The 21,558-nt window shown below is 58.4% G+C and carries 21 protein-coding genes; 7 read left to right on the top strand and 14 right to left on the bottom strand.

The window, feature by feature from the left end:
- Positions 1 to 197 precede the first annotated feature (197 nt).
- From AAAB35_RS11605 to AAAB35_RS11595, 3 genes are all read right to left on the bottom strand, one after another.
- Complete coding sequence (locus AAAB35_RS11605; protein WP_340668449.1) at positions 198 to 1,538, bottom strand: ATP-binding protein; 1,341 nt, start codon at positions 1,536 to 1,538, stop codon at positions 198 to 200.
- A 391-nt stretch (positions 1,539 to 1,929) separates the two neighbouring features.
- Complete coding sequence (locus tag AAAB35_RS11600) at positions 1,930 to 2,631, bottom strand: response regulator (protein ID WP_340668437.1); 702 nt, start codon at positions 2,629 to 2,631, stop codon at positions 1,930 to 1,932.
- A 73-nt stretch (positions 2,632 to 2,704) separates the two neighbouring features.
- The gene (locus AAAB35_RS11595) at positions 2,705 to 3,208 is read right to left on the bottom strand and encodes a MarR family winged helix-turn-helix transcriptional regulator (protein WP_340668436.1); all 504 of its coding nucleotides are present in this window, start codon (positions 3,206 to 3,208) and stop codon (positions 2,705 to 2,707) included.
- Between the two features lie 251 nt (positions 3,209 to 3,459).
- On the opposite strand from AAAB35_RS11595, the gene AAAB35_RS11590 reads away from it, so the two are divergent.
- The 3 genes from AAAB35_RS11590 (at position 3,460) to AAAB35_RS11580 (ending at position 5,642) form a co-directional block, all read left to right on the top strand.
- Positions 3,460 to 4,350 (top strand): branched-chain amino acid aminotransferase, encoded by an 891-nt coding sequence (locus AAAB35_RS11590; protein ID WP_340668435.1) that lies wholly within the window; start codon positions 3,460 to 3,462, stop codon positions 4,348 to 4,350.
- Between the two features lie 133 nt (positions 4,351 to 4,483).
- Positions 4,484 to 4,795 (top strand): hypothetical protein, encoded by a 312-nt coding sequence (locus AAAB35_RS11585; RefSeq protein ID WP_340668434.1) that lies wholly within the window; start codon positions 4,484 to 4,486, stop codon positions 4,793 to 4,795.
- 199 nt (positions 4,796 to 4,994) lie between these two features.
- Positions 4,995 to 5,642 carry an MBL fold metallo-hydrolase gene (locus AAAB35_RS11580; protein WP_340668433.1) on the top strand — a complete coding sequence of 216 codons (648 nt, stop codon included), beginning with the start codon at positions 4,995 to 4,997 and terminating at the stop codon, positions 5,640 to 5,642.
- A 70-nt stretch (positions 5,643 to 5,712) separates the two neighbouring features.
- Here AAAB35_RS11580 and AAAB35_RS11575 read toward each other — a convergent pair whose 3' ends face one another.
- The 3 genes from AAAB35_RS11575 to AAAB35_RS11565 all read right to left on the bottom strand — a co-directional run bounded on the left by AAAB35_RS11575 (position 5,713) and on the right by AAAB35_RS11565 (position 7,912).
- Positions 5,713 to 6,123, bottom strand: coding sequence for a BA14K family protein (locus AAAB35_RS11575; protein WP_340668432.1), 411 nt, complete (start codon positions 6,121 to 6,123; stop codon positions 5,713 to 5,715).
- Between the two features lie 311 nt (positions 6,124 to 6,434).
- On the bottom strand, positions 6,435 to 6,650 hold the full coding sequence (locus AAAB35_RS11570; RefSeq protein ID WP_027233407.1) for a cold-shock protein: 216 nt from the start codon (positions 6,648 to 6,650) through the stop codon (positions 6,435 to 6,437).
- 392 nt (positions 6,651 to 7,042) lie between these two features.
- Complete coding sequence (locus AAAB35_RS11565) at positions 7,043 to 7,912, bottom strand: lytic transglycosylase domain-containing protein (protein ID WP_340668431.1); 870 nt, start codon at positions 7,910 to 7,912, stop codon at positions 7,043 to 7,045.
- Positions 7,913 to 8,042: 130 nt separating this feature from the next.
- On the opposite strand from AAAB35_RS11565, the gene AAAB35_RS11560 reads away from it, so the two are divergent.
- Positions 8,043 to 8,768: an HAD family hydrolase gene (locus AAAB35_RS11560; protein WP_340668430.1), complete on the top strand. Its 726-nt coding sequence runs from the start codon at positions 8,043 to 8,045 to the stop codon at positions 8,766 to 8,768.
- On the opposite strand, the gene AAAB35_RS11555 is transcribed toward AAAB35_RS11560, so the two are convergent.
- From AAAB35_RS11555 to AAAB35_RS11545, 3 genes are all read right to left on the bottom strand, one after another.
- Positions 8,769 to 10,289: an ATP-binding protein gene (locus AAAB35_RS11555; protein ID WP_340668429.1), complete on the bottom strand. Its 1,521-nt coding sequence runs from the start codon at positions 10,287 to 10,289 to the stop codon at positions 8,769 to 8,771.
- A 126-nt stretch (positions 10,290 to 10,415) separates the two neighbouring features.
- Positions 10,416 to 11,723: an MFS transporter gene (locus AAAB35_RS11550; protein WP_340668428.1), complete on the bottom strand. Its 1,308-nt coding sequence runs from the start codon at positions 11,721 to 11,723 to the stop codon at positions 10,416 to 10,418.
- 34 nt (positions 11,724 to 11,757) lie between these two features.
- The gene (locus AAAB35_RS11545; RefSeq protein WP_340668427.1) at positions 11,758 to 12,801 is read right to left on the bottom strand and encodes an aldo/keto reductase; all 1,044 of its coding nucleotides are present in this window, start codon (positions 12,799 to 12,801) and stop codon (positions 11,758 to 11,760) included.
- A 116-nt stretch (positions 12,802 to 12,917) separates the two neighbouring features.
- Here AAAB35_RS11545 and AAAB35_RS11540 point away from each other — a divergent pair, with 116 nt between their 5' ends.
- The gene (locus tag AAAB35_RS11540; protein WP_340668426.1) at positions 12,918 to 13,490 is read left to right on the top strand and encodes a TetR/AcrR family transcriptional regulator; all 573 of its coding nucleotides are present in this window, start codon (positions 12,918 to 12,920) and stop codon (positions 13,488 to 13,490) included.
- Between the two features lie 30 nt (positions 13,491 to 13,520).
- On the opposite strand, the gene uvrB is transcribed toward AAAB35_RS11540, so the two are convergent.
- The 3 genes from uvrB to AAAB35_RS11525 all read right to left on the bottom strand — a co-directional run bounded on the left by uvrB (position 13,521) and on the right by AAAB35_RS11525 (position 18,114).
- A complete protein-coding gene (gene uvrB, locus AAAB35_RS11535) occupies positions 13,521 to 16,340 on the bottom strand; it encodes an excinuclease ABC subunit UvrB (protein WP_340668425.1) in 2,820 nt (939 codons plus the stop codon).
- A gap of 126 nt (positions 16,341 to 16,466) precedes the next feature.
- Positions 16,467 to 16,724, bottom strand: a complete 258-nt coding sequence (locus AAAB35_RS11530) for a SemiSWEET transporter (protein WP_340668424.1) — start codon at positions 16,722 to 16,724, stop codon at positions 16,467 to 16,469.
- A 193-nt stretch (positions 16,725 to 16,917) separates the two neighbouring features.
- Positions 16,918 to 18,114, bottom strand: coding sequence for a mandelate racemase/muconate lactonizing enzyme family protein (locus AAAB35_RS11525; protein WP_340668423.1), 1,197 nt, complete (start codon positions 18,112 to 18,114; stop codon positions 16,918 to 16,920).
- Positions 18,115 to 18,299: 185 nt separating this feature from the next.
- Here AAAB35_RS11525 and AAAB35_RS11520 point away from each other — a divergent pair, with 185 nt between their 5' ends.
- Complete coding sequence (locus AAAB35_RS11520) at positions 18,300 to 18,677, top strand: acyl-CoA thioesterase (protein WP_340668448.1); 378 nt, start codon at positions 18,300 to 18,302, stop codon at positions 18,675 to 18,677.
- A 4-nt stretch (positions 18,678 to 18,681) separates the two neighbouring features.
- Here AAAB35_RS11520 and AAAB35_RS11515 read toward each other — a convergent pair whose 3' ends face one another.
- Positions 18,682 to 19,104, bottom strand: coding sequence for a VOC family protein (locus tag AAAB35_RS11515; protein ID WP_340668422.1), 423 nt, complete (start codon positions 19,102 to 19,104; stop codon positions 18,682 to 18,684).
- A gap of 181 nt (positions 19,105 to 19,285) precedes the next feature.
- Here AAAB35_RS11515 and AAAB35_RS11510 point away from each other — a divergent pair, with 181 nt between their 5' ends.
- Positions 19,286 to 20,467, top strand: a complete 1,182-nt coding sequence (locus AAAB35_RS11510; protein WP_340668421.1) for a low temperature requirement protein A — start codon at positions 19,286 to 19,288, stop codon at positions 20,465 to 20,467.
- Here AAAB35_RS11510 and AAAB35_RS11505 read toward each other — a convergent pair whose 3' ends face one another.
- Positions 20,468 to 21,412 carry an extensin family protein gene (locus AAAB35_RS11505; protein WP_340668420.1) on the bottom strand — a complete coding sequence of 315 codons (945 nt, stop codon included), beginning with the start codon at positions 21,410 to 21,412 and terminating at the stop codon, positions 20,468 to 20,470. It abuts the gene before it with no gap.
- Positions 21,413 to 21,558: the final 146 nt, after the last annotated feature.

Raw genomic sequence — 21,558 nt, 5'->3', positions numbered from 1 at the left:
ATATTAGTCACCGCAGGGTGAAAACATGTATCCAGTAAGTATATGGTTACAAATCATTCGAAAATATAGCATGGAAGTATAAAAGATTTATAACATGGGCACCCAGCATTGCAATGCTTGTTGTTTACGATGAAAACGTTGAATGAGGCCGAATACGCAATAGTCTTCAGGGATGTAGTCAGACCGCCCGCTTGGCTTTAGGCCGGGACTCGCACCACGGCCCTGAGCCCCCCGGCCGGACTTTCGTCGAGCGAAATGTCGCCGCCGTGGCTGCGGGCGATATCGAGCGCAATGGCAAGGCCAAGGCCGGTTCCGCCCGAGTCCTGGTTTCTGGCCTCGTCCAGCCGGAAGAACGGCTTGAAGACTTCGTCGCGCATCTCTTTCGGAATACCTGGGCCGTCATCGTCGATCGTGATCGTCAGCCAACCGTCACGATGATCAGCGGCGACAGAGACGTTTTTCGCGTAGCGGAATGAATTGGACACGAGATTGGAGATGAGCCGCGAGAAAGCATTGGGCCGCACCTGGATTTCCGGTTCGCCGCGTATTGTCGACGCAAAGCCTCGCTCAAGAAGGGCGCCTTCTTCCTTGAGCTTGGTGAAAAAGCGCTCGAGACTGAATGCGCCGGTTTCCTCTTCGGCTTCGCTGCGGGCAAATGCGAGGTACCCTTCGAGCATCGATTGCATATCCTCGATGTCCTGCTCCATAGCCTCGGTATCGACCTTGTTGCCGACAAGGGCGAGTTGCAGCTTGAAGCGAGTGAGGATGGTGCGCAGATCGTGGCTCACGCCACTTAGCATGGTGGTGCGCTGATCGATCTGGCGTTCGATGCGCTCGCGCATGACGATGAAGGCAGCGCCTGCGCGGCGCACTTCCTCGGCTCCACGTGGCTTGAAGTCAGGAGGCGGCGCACGGCCCTTGCCGAAACTGTCGGCGGCCGTTGCGAGCTGCTGGATCGGCTTGATCTGGTTGCGCAGGAACAGGATGGCGATGGCCAAGAGCACGAGGGCGGATCCCGCCATCCAGACAAGAAAGATCAACGTGTTCGACGCATAGGCCTGACTGCGCCGCGCAAAGACGCGCAGCACCTTGTTGTCGAGCTGGATACGAATTTCGACGAGGTCGGAATCGCCGATCGTATCGATCCAGAAGGGGCGGTTGATCTGCCTCGTGATCTCCTCGCTCAAAATGCCGTCGAGAATCGAGAAGAACGGTTTCGGGCCCGGCGCGGGCAGGGGGTCGCCCGGCAATATCGATATGTTGAGTGCGAGGCGCTCTCGTGCGATCCGGATCAGGTTTTCATAGCCCGGATCCTGCGGATCGGTATCCATGAGGTCGATGATGCCGGCAATGTCGCGCACTACGGCCGTGGACAGGCGCTGGGTGACCGTTTGCCAATGCCGTTCCATGAACACAAAGGCGATCATAGACTGTAGCAGGACCATCGGCGCAATGATGATGATCAGCGAGCGCGCATAGAGCCGCTTCGGCATCCAGTGTGCGAGCCAGCGCGTGAACTTCCTCCAGGGACCGAGCAACGTGCTTCGCTTGCGCCGCCAGTGACGCTTTCTGACGGCCAATGCGCGTTTTGCGGTGTCTGTCTGTGCCATTACCCGGTATCCGCTAAGGGTACGGATTCATTAATGTGGTCGAAACGGTATGAGACTTTTGGTCCGGATACGAGCAGCAAAGCCGAAGGCAATGTTTACCATTGGCGAGGCTTTGCAATACAGTAGCCGAGCGAAAAGGCCATATCCTTAAGGACACCGAAACGGTGGCAAGCTGCAGTTTCGAACCGCTCGTCGGGGATTGAGCCCGCGCTTTGCAATTCTCCTCGCATCTAATTGCCGTTTCACGCGCCATTTCGATCATATTGATGAGTCCGGACCCTACGCATTGGAATGGCGCGGATCACGAGGGGCCGGGATCCTACTCCACGCTAAGTTTATAGCCGACCCCGCGCACGGTCTGCAACCAAACCGGGTTGGCGGGATCGTTTTCGATCTTGCGGCGCAGTCGGTTGATCTGGACGTCGATCGTGCGCTCGCCGACATCGCCCTCCTGACCGGTCAGTTCGTGCCGCGGCACTGTCTCGCCGGCGCGCGCCGCGAAGATCGCCATGATATCCTGTTCGCGATCGGTGAGGCGGATAACTTCGCCCGACCGCTTGAGTTCGCGCTTGGCGATGATGAACGTATAGGGGCCGAAAACAATCTGTTCGATCTTCGCCTGGGCCGCCGGCGCACCGCGGCGCAGAATATTGTTGATTCTGAGGATCAATTCGCGCGGATCGAACGGCTTTGGAAGATAGTCGTCCGCCCCGGCCTCGAGCCCGGTGATGCGGCTGTCGGTTTCAGACAGCGCCGTCAGCATCAGAATAGGGACGCTCTTTTCCTTGCGGAGCGACTGGGTCAGGGCAACGCCGGTTTCCCCAGGCATCATGACATCGAGAATCAGGAGATCGAAATCGATACCTGCAAGCTTGCGGCGAGCGTCGTCCGCATTGGCGGCCACCGTAATGCGAAAGCCGCTGCCGGTCAGGTATTGCGACAGTAGATTGCGAATTCGGGTGTCGTCGTCGACGATGAGCAGATGCGGTGCATCGTCCGATAGTGGCTGTTCTTCACTCACCAGGTGTGTCCCTCTGATTCCCGGGTCTTGCGCCCCTTGTTCTCTTAATTCCAATTCTTCGTGCACCAAGTTTCTATCCTGCCTTGGGTAGACTGTCGATCTGTTGCCACTGTGAAGGATTGACCATCGCCTTGAGGAAATGTTCGATCACAGAGCGGTCGGAGTGACCGATTTGCTCCAATGCACTGGCAATACGGCGTGATTGCGGTGCCGCAAGTTCAAGCGCCAGTTCGCGTCCCTTGGGCGTCGGGTAGAGTTCGCGCTGGCGCCTGTCGTGGGGACCAGGAATCTGGACCACATGGTCAGTGTCGATCAATTGCTTCAACACGCGTGCCAGGCTTTGCTTGGTGATCTGCAGGACATCCAGCAGTTCGGCCACCGTCATGCCCGGCTTTCGATTGATGAAATAGAGCACGCGATGGTGCGCCCGCCCGAATGAAAGCTTCTCGAGGATCATGTCCGGATCGGCGGTGAAGTCGCGATACGCAAAGAAAAACAGTTCGATGATGTCGAGTTCTCGCGCGTCTTTTTTCGTCAGGGCTGTCTCGATATGCCGATCGGGTGTATAAGATTTCATGCAGATTTCCCGCTCCAGTTGGAAAATTATGTCAGCGTTGTTGACATAATTTTAGACTGTTGATAATTTTTGGCAAGCTGTTGGCCGCGTTTTTGAACGAAACGAAAAGCTGATGAGTGTTTCCGAGACATTTTCCTCTTCGAAACGCCTATTTGTGCCCACCGGCAATGGTACACCAATCGGTAGTCTGAACCAGTTGGTAGCAACTTGAACTTGAAAAAATATCAGGAATCCAACGCCTGGAGGAAAACATGGCATCCGTCCCATTTGATCAGCTTGAAGGTTACATCTGGATGAACGGCGAATTCGTTCGCTGGGCGGATGCGAAGATTCACGTGCTGACCCACGGCCTGCATTACGCAAGTTCCGTTTTCGAAGGTGAGCGCGCCTACGGCGGCGAAATCTTCAAGCTTAACGAACATACCGAACGCCTGCACGAATCGGCTCGTATCCTTGGATTCAAGATTCCCTATACTGTCGATGAATTGAACGACGCCTGCCGCAAGCTTTTGGCAAAGCAGGGGTTTAAGGATGCGTATGTGCGCCCCGTTGCCTGGCGCGGCAGCGAATCCATGGGCGTTGCTGCCCAGAGCAACAAGATAAATGTCGCTATCGCTATCTGGCAGTGGCCGAGCTATTTCGATCCGGCTCAGAAGTTGAAGGGGATTCGTCTCGATCTTGCCGAGTATCGCCGGCCTGATCCAAAAACGGCGCCCTCGAAGTCGAAAGCCGCTGGTCTCTACATGATCTGCACCATCTCCAAGCATGCGGCGGAAGCCAAGGGCTACGCCGATGCACTGATGCTCGATTGGCGTGGGCAGGTGGCGGAAGCCACCGGCGCCAATGTGTTTTTTGTCAAGGACGGCGTCATTCACACACCGACGCCGGACTGCTTCCTTGATGGTATCACGCGGCGCACGGTCATCGACCTTGCCAAACGGCGTGGCTACGAAGTCGTCGAGCGGGTGATTTTGCCCGAAGAGCTTGAACGTTTCGAACAGTGCTTCCTGACCGGAACAGCCGCAGAAGTGACGCCAGTTTCGGAGATCGGGCCGTACCGCTTTAACGTTGGTGAAATCGCGATCAACCTGATGAATGATTATGCTGCTGAAGTAATGCCAAAGAAAGCGGCTGCAGAGTAGACGAAAGTCTTATGAAATTAGTGTTTGATACCTTGCCAACACGACGTCAAGTTGTTTGACTTTGCTTAAAACTTGGTCATCATGATCAATGTCAGGCATGAGTCTGGCATGAAACGTTGACGGGGTGTCAATCATGGAAGCGCTTCTTCCTATCATTATCCAGCTTATCTCAGGTGGCGTCGGCGGTAATATTGTCGGCGGACTACTCAAGAACCTGAGTCTCGGCACAACCGGCAACACTGTTGCTGGCGGTATCGGTGGTCTCATAGGCGGATATCTGACGCAATTTCTCGGCGCCGGCGGTGCCGAGGCAGTCGCCAATGCGGCGGCATCGTCGGGGCTTGATCTTGGCTCGATCATCAGCCAAGTCGCCGGTGGCGGTGTTGGTGGCCTGATCCTGACGGCGATCATAGGAGCTATCAAGAATTCGATGGCTAAGACCTGATACAGTCCGGGATACGAACGTTTTTCTGGGGCGGTCGCTGGCCGCCCTTTTCATTTGCGAAGGTCCCTTATTGGGTCGAAACGTATGAAGATGGCGATGCTTCGCGGAGACCGCGTCGCTATCCGCGAGACAGAACCGCTTCTCATTGAAAAGGAAGCCCTCTAATATGGTGTCGGGCATTGGGTAGGAAGAGTACATAATGGGACAGTTGCAGGCAGGTATCATCCCGGTTACGGCCTTCCAGCAGAATTGCACGATCCTTTTCGATAGCGACGACAAGCACGGCGTCCTCATCGACCCGGGCGGCGACAATGAGCAGGTGCTCGGCGCAATCCGGTCGAACGGCATCACGATCGAGGCGATCTGGATCACACATGGCCATATCGATCACGCGGCCGGGGCGATGGACATGAAGGACGCTCTCGGCATTGACATCATAGGTCCACACGAGGCCGACCGCTTTCTTCTCGATAGTATCGAGGCAAAAGCGGTACAATATGGCATTTCCGACAATGTCCGTAATTGCGTTCCCGACCGGTGGCTCAACGACGGGGAAACGGTATCGTTCGGTTCCCACGTTTTCGAGGTCCTGCATTGTCCGGGCCATGCGCCAGGGCACGTCGTCTATTTCAACCGCGCGGCGAAGTTCGCGCATGTTGGCGATGTGCTTTTCAACGGGTCAGTGGGACGGACAGACTTGCCAGGTGGCGACCACGCTACGCTGATAAACTCGATTAAAACCAAGCTCTTGCCGCTGGGTGATGATATCGGCTTCATATGTGGCCATGGACCGGGCGGTCGTTTTGGCGAGGAACGCCGCACCAACCCCTTCCTGACCGGCGAATAGGGCGCGTGCACGACGCATAAAAAAACCGCCGGTCCGACCGGCGGTTTGGTATCGAACTTGCAACTGAACGTCAGTTTGCGTTGCAGAAATAGTCACGGCCGTCATAGCCGCGGAAGGTACCTGTTTCCGGATTGAACGAGCGATAACGGTTCGAGCAGTAGCGGTACCATTCGCGCGACCATGGCCGCGCTCCGGGGCCATAGTATCGCGGCGCTTCGCGATACACCGTCACCGGGCGGCGGTAATAACCATCATCGTAATCGCGATAGATAACTTCGGGCTGACGCGGTGCGGCAAGGGCGCTGCCGAGAAGCGCGCCCGCCGCAAGGCCAGCGGCACCCGCGACCCAGGCGTCGTTGTTATCATTGTGATGATAGTAGCCGCCTCGGCGCCAATAGTCGGCGGAGGCTGAACTGAGCGGAACCACGGCGGTCGCGAAAGCAGCGGTTGCGAGAATGGCAATTTTCGTGCCGATATTCATATGTGCCTCCTAAAGCATGCCGCAAAGCGTGGTGCGCTTTGCCTGATAGTGCTGACTGAGACAATGCCGAAGTCTCAGCTATGGTTCCTTTTTAAGCCATTCAGAATGAATGCAAGCTGAACAGTACTGATTGGGTCGGCTTGCCGTCATTTCTGACAGCACCGAGGAACACACAGAATTTCAGCAAATCCAAGGCACGAAAGCGCAAACGCTTCATGTGACGACTGGCCGGTTGGGGCGTGTCAGAAAATGGTACCGTCCGAAATCCCCGATAGCCGATCGGGGATTCTTGGCAGCTTGCGCCGCCGGTATTATTCAGTGATCGTGATGTTAACGGCCTTTGGGCCCTTTCCACGACGATCCGGCTCGGTATCGAAGGAGACCTTCTGATTGTCCGCGAGACCTGTGAGTCCGGAAGCCTGGACGGCGGAAATATGAACGAAAATATCCGCTGCGCCGTCATCTGGCTTGATGAAGCCAAAGCCTTTTTCACTGTTGAAGAATTTGACCGTACCGGTCTGTGCCATGCTTCGTTCCTTTTCCTTACTTACCGCGTCCCCCCTCGGGTTAGCGGGATTGGTAGTGCCGTTTTCAGTGCGTTACCTCGAACGGGATCATGCAGGCAGTTCTCGAATTCAGGAAAGGAGCCGATCATTGCCGGGATTGCTCCCGACCCGGTATTCTTGCGGTTCCGGCGCGCCGTTCTTCCAGTCTTCCAGTGTTCGCAAATGCCCGAACGCTTTGAGACTGCTAGAATAAGTGTTTTTTGGCAAGCAAAAGTTTTACTACCATTTAGGCGACTATATCGAAGGACACTGCAAGCTGCATACTTGGCGAAGAGAAATTTCGCTTGAAGTTTGGCCTATGACACCTTTGGCAGGAAAGAAAAGCAGGATTTCGATCGCCGGATTGCCCCGGCTTAGCGATTACGCAAGACGATGCAGGCGCCACCTGCACTGTGCAGTTGGGCGCAAATCTTGTCGGCTTCGGGCCGGCTGTCGGCGCCAATTCGCACGGCATAGATGCCGCGACGCCCCATCGGCGTGCGATTGCGGCTAATGACCGGCTCATGCGTGTTCAGAATGGCGGGAAAGTTCCTGCGCAAGCGGTCAAGCTGGCGGACGGCAGCGGCGCGGCGAAAATTGCCGGCGATCTGAATTCCCCAAGGCTTTGGTTTGATTTGCGCCATCGCGACCGTCTCGAAACGGATGATCGGCAACTGGCGGCACGCAGCATCGAAGCTGAGCTTGGCATTGAGCGGACGAAAGTTGATCTCGCCGCCAGCGGCAAAATCGTCGGGTGATTGCCCGGTAATGTCGAGCACATATTCCTCGGTTTCGAGCGGTAGAAAACCACCGCTTGAAAGCCAGTTCGCAACACGTGTGGGGCCGGCATTATAGGCGGCTGCCGCCAGCCCCCAATTGCCGAAGGCCTTGCGTAAATCCTTCAGAAAGCTCGCAGAGGCGGGCAGTGCCTTGTTAAAGTCGAAGGGGTCGTCAAGCCGCCGTTCCTTGGCCGTGCGCGGCATGAACTGGGCGATTCCCTGCGCGCCGACGGGACTCTCGGCCTGAACGTCGAAGCGGCTTTCCTTCCAGATCAGCCTCGCGAAGAAATCGCGCGGAACGCCGAAGCCATCTGCATGGGTGGCAATGGCCGCGCAAATCTGGCTCACGGTGGGGATCGCCGGTGTTGCAGGAGGCGGGGCCGGCGGGGTCTCGGCCGCCCCCGCGGCGAGCGAAGGCAGAAGCATCATTGCCGCGAGTACGCTGGGCTTTGCGAGCCAATTCACTCTGATGCCATTCCCCTCTGATGCTTCGGCACGCGAGTACCAAGCACAGCCACAAATCTGCTAAAAGGTCGAGCGCCTGATTCCACACTCGGCGCCGTCGTGCACAATGTTTGAATGAAGGAAAAAGATCATGCAAGCAGAACGAGACGTGCTTGCGCCTGGCGATCTGACAACAATCGGTTTCGATGCCGATGATACGCTTTGGCAGAACGAGCAGTTCTTCCGCAGCTCGGAACGGCATTTTGCTGATCTACTTGCTCCATATGCCGACGTTCCCGATCTTTCGGGGCGCCTGCTCGCTATCGAAAAACGCAATCTTGACCTCTACGGGTTCGGGATCAAGGGATTCACCCTGTCCCTTGTCGAGACCGCAGTAGAAGTCACGGAGGGGCGCGTGCCTGCATCGGTCATCGCCGAGATTCTCGCTGCGGGCCGCGAGATGCTGCGCCATCCCGTCGAGACTCTGCCGCATGTAACGGAAACGCTGGAGGCACTTTCCGACGCCTACCGGCTGGTACTGATTACCAAGGGTGACCTCTTCGACCAGGAGCGCAAGCTGGCCCAGTCCGGCCTCGGCGATTTTTTCGATGCGGTCGAAATCGTCAGCAACAAGGACAGGACCACCTACGAGACCATATTCCGGCGCCACGGCGACGGCGCGGAGCGGGCGATGATGATCGGCAATTCGTTGAAATCCGATGTTGTCCCGGCGATCCAGGCGGGAAGTTGGGGCATATTCGTGCCCCATGAACTCACCTGGGTGCTCGAACACGTCGACGCGCCAGTCAATGAACCGCGGTTCCGACAGATCGAAAACCTCGGCGAACTCCTGCCGCTCATGCGCGATATGGCCTGATTACTCGGCTGCTTCCTGTTCGGCGGCCCCTTCGTCGGGGCCATTCGGATCACCGGGGCCGGTCTCGCAGCCAAGTTCGGGGAATGCGACAATGCGATTGCCGGTAAAATCGGTACGCACGACGATCAGGCCTTGCTCCTCAAAGTAGGTGAGCAGCCGGCGGGCCCGCCGTGTGGAGTGCGTGCCATAGGCTCTTGCAAGTGTTGCGTCGGAAGGGCAGCCAACTCCTGTTACCGCCGCCTGCGCAACGATGAAGAATACGCCCTGAACGTCGTCCGGCAGTGTTTTTGAGAGTTCGAGCGCGTGCTGCCATGGTGCGCTTTGCGCCGTCTCGCCATCGATGCCAGCCCGCGCAACCGCAAGGCGGCGCCGGAATTCGGGCATTGACAAAGCCTCACCGGGCACCCGGCGAATGCGGCAGCGAACGAGGAAATCCTGGTAGAGCACCGCGTCCGTCCGGAACGATGCGTCGGGGTCGCCCAGCATTTCCTGCATGACCGCGTTGATCGACGCGTTGCGCTCCGCCTCGTCGATCTCGGGAAAGAGCATCGGGACAGGGTTCTCCGGTTGGGCGGCGGCTTTTGCCGCCTGATTAAGCTGGCTCAGAATATCCGCTGTCGGCGTTGGTGCCGGTGGAGGCGGGGTGCGCCGGACGATCTGACGGCGTTCTTCCGGCGCTGGCGTGAAAATCAGATCGCGGGCGTCTTCCCCCGGTTGCGGCAATGGCGTGAGCTTGGGGCTCGATGAGCGCGCAGACGTCTCGACTGCGCCAATCGTCACCGCCAATGGCCTTCTTGAAAGGGCGGGCCCGAGGGCTACAAAATGACCTCGTGCGAGGTCGCGGAACTGTTCTGCCTGGCGCCGCTCCATGCCGAGCAAATCCGAGGCGCGTGCCATGTCGATGTCGAGGAACGTCCGCCCCATGAGGAAGTTGGAGGCCTCGGCGGCAACGTTCTTGGCAAGCTTGGCGAGACGCTGGGTGGCGATGACGCCGGCGAGCCCGCGTTTGCGCCCCCGGCACATGAGGTTGGTCATGGCGCCGAGTGAAAGCTTGCGTGCTTCGTCCGAAACTTCGCCGGCAACGGCGGGAGCAAAAAGCTGGGCCTCGTCGACGACGACGAGCATCGGATACCAGTAGTCGCGCTCTGCATCGAAGAGGCCTCCGAGAAACGCCGCCGCACAGCGCATCTGCTGCTCGACGTCCAGGCCCTCAAGGTCAAGCACCACGGAAACACGATGCTGCCGGATGCGTGCAGCGATGCGGGTCAGTTCACTTTCCGTGCGCGCACCATCGACAACGACATGGCCGTACTTTTCGGCGAGCGTGACGAAATCACCCTCCGGATCGATGACACACTGCTGAACCCATTGCGCGCTCTGTTCGAGCAGGCGTCGCAACAGATGCGATTTGCCCGAGCCCGAATTGCCCTGCACGAGAAGGCGCGTTGCCAGAAGCTCTTCCAGATCGAGCATGGCTCTCGCGCCGGCGGGCGCCGCTCCCATGTCGATGTCGACCTTCATCTACTCTCCAGATGCGCTAGTGATTCCGCGCTCGAACCGGCGCGCGGACTCTCTTAGCATCGGTCCACACCTTCAATGCATGGTTTTCGGCGGAAACCCACAGTTCGTTTGCTCGGCAACCCGCGTTCAACTCGCCGGCGCAGGCTCTCGAACAGCGTCGTCCTTGCTCTGTTTGCTCAATGTCAACACCAGGAACGCGGCGATGAGGCACAGGATGCCGGCGACGAGGAAAGCCGGGAGATAGGTGGCATATTCCGTGCGGACAAATCCGCCGCCATAGGCCGCCGATGCGGCGCCGAGCTGGTGCCCGGCGAAGATCCAGCCGAATACGAGTCCTGCCTTCTCCCGGCCAAAACGCTCGCTCGCGAGCTTGACCGTCGGCGGCACGGTGGCGATCCAGTCGAGACCATAGAACATGGCAAAGAGCGAGAGGCCATAGAAGGAAAAATCCGAATAGGGCAGATAGAGCAGCGAGAGGCCGCGCAAACAATAATACCAGAATAGCAGCCATCGGTTGTCGACCCGGTCCGAAAGCCAGCCCGACCCGATGGTGCCAAAAAAATCGAAAAAGCCCATCATGGCAAGGACGCTCGCTGCTCCCACCGCGGCAAGACCGTAGTCGCCGCACAGCGCGACGAAATGTGTGCCGATAAGGCCGTTGGTGCTCGCGCCGCAAACGAAGAAGGTGGCAAAGAGCACCCAGAATGTGGAACTGCGACGCGAAGCCTCCTTCAACGCGAGCAGCGGCATCGTGATCAGTGACAGCAGCCCGCCTGTTACCGCTACGGTGGTTGCGACATCCTTATCGCCATAGGCCGGCAGCCCGACATCCGACGGACGGTCGCGCATCAGGAAGAAGACACCCACGACGGCAACAAGCAGCATGGCACAGATGAGCATGATGGCCGTGCGCCAACCGTAGGTTTCGCTTAACGAAGCCATCAGCGGCATGAAGACCAATTGGCCCGTGGCGGAACTCGCAGTCAGCATGCCGAGCACCAGCCCGCGCCGATCCGTGAACCAGCGCGTGGCGACTGTTGCGCCAAGCACCATCGCCGTAAGGCCGGTACCTAAGCCGACGAGAATGCCCCAGAGGAGAACCAGTTCCCAAATCCGCGTCATTGCCAGCGAGGCAAACAGGCCTGTCGTAATGAGAATCAATGCCACGCAGACGACGCGCCTGACGCCAAAATAGTTCATGAAGGCAGCGGCGAACGGCCCCATCAGGCCGAACAGCAGAAGACGGATGGAAAACGCCGTGGCGATCTGCTCCGTCTCCCAACCGAACTCCTTTTCGAGCGGCACGATCAGCACGCCGGGCGCCCCCACCGCAGCGGCGGTCACCAGCATGGTGAGGAATGTGACTGCAACAACGACCCAGCCGTAATGAATATTGCGGCGGGCGAGCAAAGCGGCGACAGGAGTGGAGATCATCGTCTGACTTTCGGAAAGGATGATGGTATGGCGATTAGATCAAAGGTGCGGAGGGCAGGTCGAGAAGATCGAGCTTGCCGCCGCTCAGCCGCTGGCGTGTACGCTCGCTGCCGGTCAGTTCGTGCGGTGCGCCGAGCGCAATCGCGCTGACACGATCCAATCGCTCGACCTGCTCCAGCGAAAGGGCAAGCGAAGCAGCGGCGATATTGTCGCGGAACTGATCGAGAGTCTTCGGACCGATGATCGGCAAGACACCCTTGGCGGCGACCCATGCGATACCCACCTGGCTCGGCGTCACGTCCATCTCCGATGCGATTGCAATCACTTCGTCAATGATCGCCGTGCGCTGGGCGCTATCTTCGTGTTGAATGACAACGCCGAGGCCCGTTGCGCGACCTTCTTCACCCTTGCGGTATTTGCCGGTCAAAAGTCCGCCGCCAAGCGGTGACCAGCCAACGATCCCCAAACCGAAGCCGCGTGCCATCGGCAAAAGTTCACGGTCGGCGGTACGCTCGACGAGACTGTATTCGGTCTGGAGGCCGACGATCGGCGACCAGCCACGCAGGGCGGCGATGGTTGCACCGCTGGCGACGCGCCATGCCGGAAAATTGGAAAAACCTGCATAGACTATCTTGCCGGCGCGAACGAGGTCTTCAAAGCCGCGGACAATCTCGTCGATCGGGGTCATATCGTCGGACATGTGGGCCCAGAGAAGGTCGATGCGGTCAGTTTTCAGGCGCTTCAGGCTTGCGTCCACCGCCTGTATCATGGATTTGCGGCTGTTGCCGACGACCGAAGGTCCGGCATTTGCTGAAGCGCCGTGCGAATATTTGGTGGCGAGAACGAAATTGTCGCGTTCTGATGCGATGAGGTCCGAGAGTATGCTTTCGGACTGGCCGAACTGGTAGCTGTCCGCCGTGTCGATGAAATTGCCGCCAGCCTCGACATAGGCGTCGAATATCTCCTTGGCGATGTCAGCAGTGGAGCCGTAACCCCACCCGGTACCGAAATTGCCAGTGCCAAGCGCGAATTCCGATACCCGAAGGCCCGTGTGAGTGCCGAAAAGCTTGTAGCGCATAAAGTGCTCCTGTGCGGGCTTGTTGCAAGCCGCATTTAGATGACGATCGTAATAGTTGACTATAAATGACGTCCATCATATAAAAAGTCAACAAGGATTTTTGCGAGGGTGATTTCATGCGAGTGAGCAAGGAACAGGCGGCCAGGAACAGGGACCGCATCATCGAAGTTGCAAGCCGCGAATTTCGCGACAAGGGATTTGACGGGATCGGGGTCGCCGACCTGATGAAAAGCGCCGGCCTCACCCATGGCGGGTTCTATGGCCATTTCGCTTCGAAGGATGATTTGATTGCCGAGGCCTGCGCGGCTTCGATGGATCGCTCGGCGGAAAAATGGGCGGAGCTGGCCAACAGATCGCCGGACGAGGCCTTCGCGGCCCTTACCAATGCCTATCTCCTGAAAGACCACCGCGACCATCGGGAAACAGGCTGCACCATGGCCGCGCTTGCGCCCGACATTGCCCGGCAGAGCGGACGCGTGCGCGAGCGCTTCACGCGTGGGACGAGTGCGCTCCTCGACATTCTGGCAAGGCTGGTACCGGGCGCTTCAGCAGGGGCGAAACGGGAGCGAGCGCTTGCCACGATGGCAGGCCTTGTCGGCACGCTGGTTCTGTCGCGTGCCGTCAACGATCCGGAATTTGCCGATGAGATCCTTGCTGCGGGGCAGGCGGCCTTCGGCAAAAAGGACTGAACAATCGCTCGCGAAGCGAGCGATTAAGGATTACCGCCCAGGCCGGCCGGTCTTGCCTGGACGCCGTTTCTTGCGCGCATCATCCGCATCTTCGTACGAACCGACGCCTGTACGCTCACGCCGTATAATTTGGTGGTCGTTTCTGTTCGTGCCCGTGAAGGCGGGCTTTTGCGGCACCGCGCCGACCACTGGCTTTTCCGTTCGACCGACGGTCATCTCGTCGAGCGTATTCTTGCGGAAAACGCCGAGTGGACGCGTGGTATCGCCGCCCATCTCGTCGAGATGCGGTTTGCGGAAGAGTTGCGAGCTCTGGTCGTCCTCGTCAGTGACGACGCGGTGCATCGCCCTTCCGGCATTATGTCGGCCCTTGGTACGTCCGGTAGCCGGGCTCTCCAGTTCGACCTCGCGCGCCATCGGATCGTCGGCAATCGCCAGTTCCGTTTCGCGCAGTCGCTTGATCTCGTCGCGCAACCGCGCTGCTACTTCAAAGTCCAGGTCGTCGGCTGCCTCGCGCATCTGTCGCTCAAGATGTTCGAGATGCGACTTCAGGTTGTTGCCGATCATCGCGCCAGATTCGGCAAAGCCCGAAATGTCAGCACGGACATGGTCGCGTTCATAAACACTGTCGAGAATGTCGGCGATGTTCTTCTTGACGCTGGCAGGCGTGATGCCGTGCTCTGTATTGTAGGCTTCCTGCTTTTCGCGGCGGCGGTTTGTTTCCGCCATCGCCCGCTCCATGGAGCCGGTAATGTGGTCCGCATAGAGGATGACCTTGCCGTCGATATTGCGGGCGGCGCGGCCGATCGTCTGGACCAGCGAGGTTTCGGAACGCAGGAATCCTTCCTTGTCGGCATCGAGAATGGCGACGAAGCCGCACTCGGGAATATCGAGGCCCTCGCGCAGCAGATTGATGCCGACCAGAACGTCGAAGGCGCCGAGCCGCAGATCACGCAGGATTTCGATGCGCTCCAGCGTATCGATATCCGAATGCATATAGCGAACCCGAATGCCCTGCTCGTGCAGATATTCGGTGAGGTCTTCGGCCATGCGCTTGGTCAGAACGGTAACGAGTGTGCGATAGCCCTTTGCCGTCGTCTCGCGAATTTCGCCTAGCACGTCATCGACCTGGCTCTTCGCGGGGCGCACCTCGACCGGCGGATCGATGAGGCCTGTTGGACGGATCACCTGTTCCGCAAAGACACCGCCGGATTCTTCCATCTCCCAGTTGCTGGGTGTCGCCGAGACGGCAACGGTCTGGGGCCGCATGGCGTCCCACTCTTCGAAGCGAAGCGGCCGGTTGTCCATGCAGGACGGCAGGCGGAACCCGTACTCGGCCAACGTGGCCTTGCGGCGGAAGTCGCCTTTATACATGGCGCCGATCTGCGGAATGGTAACGTGGCTCTCATCGATGAAGACCAAGGCGTTGTCCGGAATATATTCGAACAGCGTCGGCGGCGGCTCACCGGGTTTGCGGCCGGTCAGATAGCGCGAGTAGTTTTCGATGCCGGCGCAGGAGCCGGTGGCCTCCAGCATTTCGAGATCGAACGTGCAGCGCTGTTCGAGGCGTTGCGCCTCGAGCAGGCGTCCGGCCGCGTTAAGTTCGACAAGACGATGCTTGAGTTCTTCCTTGATCGACCGGGTGGCCTGGTTCAGCGTCGGCCGAGGCGTCACGTAATGCGAATTGGCGTAGATCTTGACCGAGCGCAAATCGCCCGTCTTCTGACCGGTTAGCGGATCAAATTCGGTGATGGCTTCAATCTCGTCGCCGAACATGGAAATGCGCCAGGCGCGATCCTCCAAGTGTGCCGGGAAGAGTTCGATCGTGTCACCGCGAACGCGGAACGAGCCACGGGTGAAATCCATGTCACGGCGCTTGTATTGCTGCGCCACGAGGTCGGCGAGCAGGGCCCGCTGGTCAAGACGGTCACCGATCTTCATTTCGAAGGTCATGGCCGTATAGGTTTCGACCGAGCCGATACCATAGATACAGGACACCGAGGCGACGATGATGACGTCATCGCGTTCGAGCAGTGATCGCGTCGCCGAATGGCGCATGCGGTCGATCTGTTCGTTGATCGACGATTCCTTCTCTATGTAGGTATCCGAGCGTGGAACGTAGGCTTCCGGCTGGTAGTAATCGTAGTAGGACACGAAGTACTCTACCGCATTGTTTGGAAAGAACGATTTGAACTCGCCGTAAAGCTGCGCCGCCAGTGTCTTGTTGGGCGCGAGGATGAGAGCCGGTCGTTGGGTTTCCTCGATCACCTTGGCCATGGTGAAGGTCTTGCCGGAACCGGTTACCCCGAGCAGGACTTGGGTGCGGTCGTCGTCCTTGATGCCGGAAACAAGATCCTGAATTGCCGTCGGCTGGTCGCCCGACGGTTGGAAATCGGTTTCCATGCGGATCTGGATGCCACCCTCGGATTTTTCTGGACGTGCCGGACGATGCGGCTGCCACGCGGTCCCATTCTTGAACAGCGGATTGCCGCTTTCGATCAGCGCCGCGAGCGCCGCAACGGTAGCGGTGGCACCGCCGGGCGCGATATTGCCGGCGTCTTCGAGCCCGATATCGAGGCCCGCAACGGGATTGAGGCCGGCGGCGGCGCGCGTCTTCGGATCGGTCGACCCGCCGATCGACGTGCCGCGCGATGTTCGCGATGCACTGGACTGGGGCTTCGCGCCCTGCTTAGGCTTTGCACGTGCCGGCTTGGCTTTGGTTGACGCTTCGCTGATCTGATTTGCCCAATCGCTGATCGAACCGGAGAGCGGGGTGCCTTCCAGTTCAGGTTGGGGCGCTTCGCCGAAACCGCTCACATTGTATTTGTCGGGAGATTTAGCCATTCGTCGCATATGGTAAGAGTCCGGCAAAATGGAAAGGGTGGAGCGGCGAAAACTGACACGCTCCTGACAACAGGTTGTCAGGAGTTCCCGTCAAATAATCAGGACGCATCAAGTTGCCGAATGCGCGGACGATCATCAGCTGTAGCGGATTTTGAGGCCTAGAATGGTGAGAATGAGCAGGAACGTGATGCCGTTGGCCATGATCACCGGCCAGGAACCGATCATCACGCCGTAGAGGAGCCAAAGGAAGACCCCGAGCATGAGCGAAGCGTTGGTGACAATTGAGATGCTTGCCGTCTCGCGATGCCGCACGATCTTGAGGATCTGCGGGATCCAGCCCACGGTTGTGATCACGGCAGCAAGGCTACCGATAAGTTCGATATGGAGCGGCACGGAACGGATCTTTCGAAGGATATAACGCGATCAATATATGAGCTGATTTTTCCTTGAAATACAGCGGAATAATGGCGCCAAGCTTTGCATGCGACAATTATTTTCATGCAACGCGACAAGTAAGTGGCGCGGGCTATTCGCCAACGCCGTTGCGTGCGATCATGGAAGGGCCAATCCAGGCTGTGGACGATGGTCATACGATCAGTGGATCGCGTCCCATGCCGAGGTGCAGGTCGTGACCGTCATAGGCATGTGCCGCGGCTTCTTCCTCGTTGAGTTCAACCCCAAGCCCGGGTTCGTATGACGGGATCACGTAGCCGTCCTCCCACTGGATCGGCTTCTTCAAGATTTGCGCATGGAAGCCCCCGAAGCCCTGGATGCATTCAAGGATCAGGAAGTTGGGGCTACAGGTGGAAAGTTGGATATTGGCGGCTCCAACGATTGGCCCACAATAGAGGTGAGGCGCAATCTGTGCATGGAAAGTCTCCGCCATGCCCGCAATCTTCTTGGCTTCGAGAATGCCGCCCACACGGCCGAGATTCATTTGCAGGATATTTGCACCCCTATTGACCAGGAGGCGCTGGAATTCGTACTTCGTCGTCAGGCGCTCACCAGCCGCGATGGGGATCGATGTGTGCTGCTGCACATAGCCCATATTCTCCGGCATATCCGGTGGCACCGGCTCCTCGAGCCAGAGCGGATCATAGGGCTCGAGTCGTTTCGCCAGCCTCACGGCGCTAGTGGGTGTCATCTGCCCGTGCGTGCCGAACAAGAGGTCGGCTTTCGCGCCAACGGCTTCGCGCACGAGGCGAACGAATTTCTCGCCAAGTTCGAGTTGTTCCAGCGAAAGCTGGCGCGGGTCGAATGAAGTGTAGGGTGCAACCGGATCGAACTTCACCGCGGTGTAGCCCTCGGCCACATATTCGGCGGCGCGCTCTGCCGACGCTTCCGCATTCCAGTAGATGGCCGAAGTCTCGCCGAGTTCGGGTCTCGGATAAATATAGGTGTAGCTGCGCAGGCGCTCATGCACCTTGCCGCCAAGCAATTCGTAGACCGGCTTCCCGGCCTCCTTGCCGATGATGTCCCAGCAAGCCATTTCGAGCGCCGAGACCGCTCCCATGACGGTGACATCAGGACGTTGGGTAAAGCCGCTCGAATAGGCGCGGCGGAAAAAGCGCTCGATGTGGTGGGGATCTTCGCCCACGAGCCAACGCTCGGCCACGTCTTCGATGACCTTGCGCATGACCTGCGGGCTGATCGTTGAATTATACGCTTCGCCATAGCCGACGACGCCGGAATCGGTTGTCAGTTTGACGAAGAGAAACCACGTGCCGCCGAATGACGGCGGCGGATTGCCAACCACGAAGGTCTTGACGTCGGTTACTTTCATGGCCCCCTCCGGAACGTTCGTTGCCGTGCCAGACTAAGCCGAGGGCGATGCGAAACCGAAACCGCGCAACGACCCGCAATGTCGGGTTTCTGACAGTTCGGTGCCCGGGCCCCTTTTCAATCCGGCAACCGCCCCGCATCATGGCGAAAGCAAATCATTTACGGAGACGGCAATTGACCGAAGAGATGAAGCCAATCGGCGAACTCACCCTGCGCACGCTCGCGATGCCGGCGGACGCCAACGCGGCCGGCGACATTTTCGGTGGCTGGGTCATGGCGCAAATGGACTTGTCGTGCGGTATCAGGGCCGCGGAACGGGCACGAGGTCGGGTGGTCACCGCCGCGGTAAAGGAAATGGCGTTCGCCAAGCCGGTCAAGATCGGCGATACGCTCTGTGTCTATACGCATATCGCCCATGTTGGCCGCACCTCGATCATCCTCAAGGTCGAGGCGTGGGCGCAGCGCTATCTCTCCGATCTGATGGAACTCGTCACCCATGCCGACTTCGTTATGGTCGCACTCGACAAGGATGGAAAGCCGACACCCGTCCCGAAGGAGGCCTGAGCGATTAGCTCTGGCTGCCGATCATATACCGATCCCAGAAACCGGCCGCGGATTCAATCTGCTCGACAACGTCGATCCAGAGGCCGGAAGGATCATGAAAGCCAAAACGGCGCTGGCCAAAGGGTTCGTCGGTCAGAGGATATTCGATGGTCAAGCCCGTTGATGCAATGGCGTCGAACGCTTCCTGCGCATTTTCGACCTGCAACTCGAAACACATTCCGGTTCCGCCGAACTTTTCCGGTCCGGGCGGGGCAGATGGGTGGTCGGGCGTCATGAAAGCGATGGTTGCTGATTGGTCTTCGGTCATGAGGTAGGAAAACCAGGTGCTATCGAATGCGCTGATGAAGCCGAGATGCTTTATCCAGAAGTCGCGGCAGGCCTCTTTTCGGTCGGTGACAATGATGGGATAGCGGTCAGCGAAGCGCATGCGGGTTCTCCTCCTCGAATGGACTGTTGCACTTAAAGTGGATCCTCGAGGCGCAAACGCAACCCCAAATTGTCAGGAGTGTTGGGACGACCAATCAGACAATGGTGATGCCAAAAATCATTTCATTTTTGGCTGGAACCACTTCATCTTACGGCAGGGCAATGATTTGGAGATGGGCGGCGTGGCTTTCTTCGGGGCTATTCGGGACTATTCCCGCCAGCGCGATGCGGCGGACAGTGCAAAGGTCGATTTTGTCGAGCTCTTCTTCGATCTCGTTTTCGTTTTCGCGATAACGCAAATATCGCACTTTCTTCTGCATGATCTCACCCTCAAGGGCCTGGCAGAAAGCACGCTCTTGCTCACGGCGGTCTGGTGGGTGTGGGTCTATACCATGTGGGTCACCAACTGGCTCGATCCCGCGACCGCGCCCGTGCGGACCATGCTGTTCGTACTGATGCTTGCCGGACTCGTGCTCTCCACGTCGATCCCGGCCGCCTTTGCCGGTCGCGGCATGATTTTTGCGTTCGCATATGTCGCGATGCAGCTTGGACGCACCCTGTTCATGTTGTGGGCCGTCCGCCATCATAACTCCACCAACTACCTGAATTTCGTACGCATTACCGTGTGGCTCATCGTTTCTGCGATCTTCTGGATCGCAGGCGGTGCAGCCCTTCCCGAATATCGCTTGCCTATCTGGACCGTTGCGCTGGCAATCGAAATCCTTGGGCCCGCTGCCGGATTTTGGGTCCCGCGTATTGGCGCGTCGAGCACCACCGGCTGGAACGTCAGCGGCGACCACATGGCCGAACGGGCGGCGCTTTTCATCATCATTGCGCTTGGCGAATCCATTCTCGTTTCCGGTGCAACGTTTTCGGAAGAAGAGTGGAGCCTGGTTTCGTTTGCGGCCTTCCTGACCACCTTCGTTGCGTCCGTTGCCATGTGGCTGATCTATTTCAACGTCGGCCAGTCGGCAGCCCATCACAAGATCGCAGAAACCGATGATCCCGGACGAATGGCACGCCTCGCCTATACCTACGTCCATGTGCTTCTGGTTGCGGGAATCATCGTCGTCGCGGTTTCGGACGAGTTGATATTGGACCATCCGCTCGGCCACGCCGAAGCGGCCGTCATCTGGACCTCGATCGGAGGGACAGCTCTCTATCTCGTGGGCAACCTTCTCTTCAAGCGCTACGTCAACGGCCGAGTGCCGCTCTCCCACCTGGTGGGACTGGGGCTTTGTGCTGGATTGGCGGTCATTTGCCCAGCGCTTTCACCCTTGGCGATAGGTGCCGCAACCAGCATGATCCTGATCATCGTCACCATCTGGGAATATTGGAGCTACACGCAGCGCAAGCAGCAATGATCAGCGACAGGCGCGGTGGCCGCGCCGCTGCATCAGGTCGAAATGGAAATGCGTACTGTGGAAGCGGTCGTAACCGGGCCCGAGCACGGTCGTGAAATAGTCGCAGGCATCCGAACGCACAGTATTGAGAAGACCGCGTTGGCGAAACGAGAACAGCCCGGGCTTTTCGACCTCGATTTCGCGGCCATTGTTGAGCGTGATCTTGGCAATATCGAGCGCGTTGCCCTTGGCGTGTTCGGACATGGGGCGGCCGCGCTGGCTGCTCATGGTACGGCACGAATAGCTCGACGCCTGATGGATCGTGTTGATTCCCGAAAGGTAGCGCAGCCGCGTCGATGGCGAGAGATCGCCCTTGACCCAGCGCGCCAGCGCCAGCGTCATCTGGCAATTCAGCGTCGCGGTCGGTTTCAGTTTGATGTTGCCGCTGGCAAAGCCGCTGACTGCAAGTGGGTGGTCGATGCGGCAGGCTCCTCCATCGTTGATGGCAGGCTTCTCTTGAAACACCACGCCGAGCTTCTTGAGTTCCGTGCGGCAGGCGAGTTCACCGCCGGACATGCCGAGAATGCTTTCGCCACGGGCGATCGGATCACGTATGGCATTGGGATAGCTATAGTTTTTAAGGTAACCATAGCTTTTGTCATCATCCGACGGGGGTTCCATTTCGGGGAGGGAATAGGGCTTGGTTTCGCCTAGTCGGGGAATTTCAGGCGTTGCTTCTGGTTGCTGCAAGGTCGGCGCTGGATCGTTCGGTTCACCTGCCGTCTGATTGGTGTCGGGCACCGAGATGATGTCGGGTGATGGATTTGCCACCTGGTCCGTTGCGGGACTTTCGAGGGTTTGGGTTTCGACGGCGACCTGATTTTCCTCGCTGGCGAGCGACCGGCTGGCAACGGCCGTATCCGAACCGCTCCCGACATCCGCCATGGGACGACGCACCTCATCCATGCCGCAGCCACCAAGGGTCGTCGACACAGACAGAAGCAGTATCGCGGTTAAGCGCCTGGAGCGCACAGCGGACGACAACGCACAACTCATGTCACCACATCCCATTGCCCGGAAAGGGCGCAGCTACGCGCGAAAGTAGAGAAAAA

It is taken from the genome of Phyllobacterium sp. (assembly GCF_037994425.1).
GTDB lineage: Bacteria > Pseudomonadota > Alphaproteobacteria > Rhizobiales > Rhizobiaceae > Phyllobacterium.
The sequence above is the reverse complement of the archived record's forward strand: the minus strand, read 5'-3'. Positions and strand labels throughout refer to the sequence as shown.